We start from the raw sequence: 234 nt of genomic DNA on the forward strand, positions 1-234 counted from the left end.
GCTGCGGTCGGCGTTCCAGCTCTGGGCGGAGGCGGCGGCGTTGTCCCACACCTTGACGGGGGCGTCGAAGCCGTGGCCGTTGCCGGTGAACTTGTACAGCGTGGTCAGGTTCTTGCCGGCGTCGGTCCGGCCGTTGTTGTAGAGGACGGCGATGTCGGCCTTGCCGTCGCCGTCGAAGTCGCCGGTCGTGGTGCTGGGGACGGCCTTGTTGGCGACGAAGAAACCGGAGGCGGC

General features: G+C 68.8%; 1 pseudogene. It reads right to left on the reverse strand.

Annotated elements, in window-relative coordinates:
• Nucleotides 1-234, reverse strand: a pseudogene (locus JNW98_RS35525) (FG-GAP repeat protein); the annotation flags it as partial.

The sequence above is a fragment of the Streptomyces huiliensis genome (assembly GCF_020037025.1).
Lineage (GTDB): Bacteria > Actinomycetota > Actinomycetes > Streptomycetales > Streptomycetaceae > Streptomyces > Streptomyces huiliensis.